Origin of the sequence: Streptomyces caeruleatus (assembly GCF_001514235.1) — a bacterium.
GTDB lineage: Bacteria > Actinomycetota > Actinomycetes > Streptomycetales > Streptomycetaceae > Streptomyces > Streptomyces caeruleatus.
This window is the reverse complement of the sequence record NZ_KQ948970.1, coordinates 1-2,337: the sequence shown is the minus strand read 5'-3', so window position 1 is coordinate 2,337 and position 2,337 is coordinate 1. Positions and strand designations below refer to the sequence as shown.

Sequence of the window (2,337 nt, the reverse complement as noted above, 5' to 3'; positions counted from 1 at the left end):
CGGCAGCGACGTGGGGAGTGACTCCGGGCCGGGGAGTTCCGACTCCTCCTCGTCGGATTCCTCTTCCTCCGATTCCAGTTCCTCCGATTCCGGTTCCTCCAACTCTTCGTCCTCCGACTCCAGCTCGTCGGGGTCGGACTCCTCCACATCTACGCGTTCGGGCAACGGCATCCCCGGCGCGAACATAGGCAGCGGCATCTCCGCCGACACAGGCGGCAACGACATCCCCGCCCCCAACATCGGCGCAGGCCCCGACTCCGGCTCCGGACCGGGATCCGACTCCGGGAACCCGTCCTCCTCGGACAGCCCTTACTCCAGGCCGACACAGTCACCGTCGAGCTCGTCCCTGTCGGACTTCGACGACCCCTCGCCCAGCGGGCCGTCGTCCAACGGCTCCGACTCCAACGGCTCATCCAGCACCCCGAGCACGTCAGGCCCCTCGCACTCCGGCGGCGGCTCCCCCGTATCCGGTCTGTCCTCCCCGAGCCCGCAGTCCGCGCCCACGTCCGGGGCCACGTCGTCGAGCGGTACGTCGTCCTCGCCGGGTGGCGGCTCGATCGGCACCCAGATCGACGGCCTGGCCGCCAGCACACCCACACAATCCAACGCGGCACCTACGCCGACGACCACCGACTCGTCTCCCTCCAGTTCCGGCGGCCGGTCGGACGGCGGCGGCTCGGGCATGCCTACGTCGCCTTCGGCGCCTTCGGCCGGGGGCGCGCCTCCGGCAGGTGGCCACCACAGCCCGGGGGGCTCAGGTGGCGGTGCCTCCTCCGCCACGAGCCCGAATCCCAGCTCCGGTCCGGCGAGGAATCCTTCCTCCAGTACGCCTGGCACGCCCTCCGCCACAGGGACGGGGCCTGCCTCCACACCGAGCCCCACCTCTCCTACGACGCCTCGGAGTACGCCTGCAACGACGCCGGACGGGCGCGTTCCGGGGACAGCGCGGGACGGCCGTACGCCGGGTACACCCGCGCAGAACACGCCGGACGGTCGGATACCGACCCAGCGCCCCGGGGGTACGACCCCGGGAGACGGCAGTACGCCGCGGAACACCCCCGGCACGACGCCCGGCGACCGCACTCCGCCCCGCAACAACCCCGGTACCGCCGCCACTGCGGGGGACGGCAGCACGCCTCGCAACAACCCCGGGAACACGACTCCGAACGACGGCACCTCCTCCCGGAACAACCCCGGTACGACGCCTGGCGACCGCACTTCGCCGCGCAACAGCACGGACTCGACCAGCGGCAGCCGTACCAACACCCCGGGCCAGAACCCGAGTACGGCCACCCCGAGTCAGAACCCGGCGCAGTCCACTCCCCCCAGGACCGCGTCGCCCTCCACCAGCACTCCCACGACGTCACCCTCCCCGTCGACCGGCAGCGGACCTGACCGCGCCTCGACACCGAGCAACAGTGGTACGCCCAGCTCGTCGACACCGAGCAACAGCACCCCGAACTCCTCGCCCCAGCCCGGTCCCGCCGCCCACAGCCCCGCCTCTCCTGGCACGCCCGGCACACCGAACCAGCCGAACGCCGGCTCCACCCCCACCAGGCCGCCCCACCAGCCCCCGGGCAGCACGCCGAACGCCCCGAGCCAGCCGGGCGCGCAGCCCAACACCCCCCAGCCCCCGGCGAACACGCCGAACCAACAGCAGCAGCAACAACCGCAGGTCGTCCCGGTGCCGGTGCACCACGTGGTCACGACGCCGAACAACCAACCCCCACAGTCCACCCCACACACCCCGGACTCCAACAACAACAGCCATCAGCAGAACTCTTCGGACACCCCGAGGCCGAAGGAGACCCCGACCCCGGCCTCGGAAACCCGCAACACCAACCCCCCGGGCGGTGTCACCGACCCCACCCGCGCAGAACAGGGCGCCCTCGAGGACTCGGTCCCCAGAGACGAGAACGGCGACCCCACCCGACCACCGGACCCGGCGGACGGCCCCTGGGTGCAGCGCATCAACGGCGACGGCAGGGACGCCCCCGGCCGCAACAACAACTGCGTCGACGTCGCCCTGTCCACCGTCGACACCTACGCCGGCAACCCCACGACCGCGGGGGCCCGTACCCCGGACCTGAACGCCGACGGCAACCCCTCCGACCGCGGCGAAAAGGGCGGCCGCGACCGCATCGAGAACACCCTCGGCGCCCGCTTCAACGACCTCGGTAACGGCCGCGACGCCTTCAACCGCCTGGAGAACACCCTCCGCAACAGCGGCCACGGCTCACAGGCCGTCATCATCACGCAGGACGCCAACGGGCGGGCCCACGCCTGGAACGCCGTCAACCACAACGGCAAGATCACCTACATCGACGCCCAGACGGG

Annotated in this window: 3 protein-coding genes; 1 reads left to right on the top strand and 2 read right to left on the bottom strand. The window is 71.7% G+C overall.

The genetic code is table 11. The features are described from left to right. Window positions 1-309 precede the first annotated feature (309 nt). Together AQJ67_RS44270 and AQJ67_RS44265 are read right to left on the bottom strand one after the other, a co-directional pair. The gene (locus tag AQJ67_RS44270; protein WP_159058964.1) at window positions 310-837 is read right to left on the bottom strand and encodes a hypothetical protein; all 528 of its coding nucleotides are present in this window, start codon (window positions 835-837) and stop codon (window positions 310-312) included. A 462-nt stretch (window positions 838-1,299) separates the two neighbouring features. Beyond that, window positions 1,300-1,623: a hypothetical protein gene (locus AQJ67_RS44265; protein WP_159058963.1), complete on the bottom strand. Its 324-nt coding sequence runs from the start codon at window positions 1,621-1,623 to the stop codon at window positions 1,300-1,302. Between the two features lie 61 nt (window positions 1,624-1,684). On the opposite strand from AQJ67_RS44265, the gene AQJ67_RS44260 reads away from it, so the two are divergent. Next, window positions 1,685-2,337, top strand: a 653-nt coding sequence (locus AQJ67_RS44260) for a toxin glutamine deamidase domain-containing protein (RefSeq protein WP_244190819.1), incomplete at its 3' end; no start/stop codon positions are given.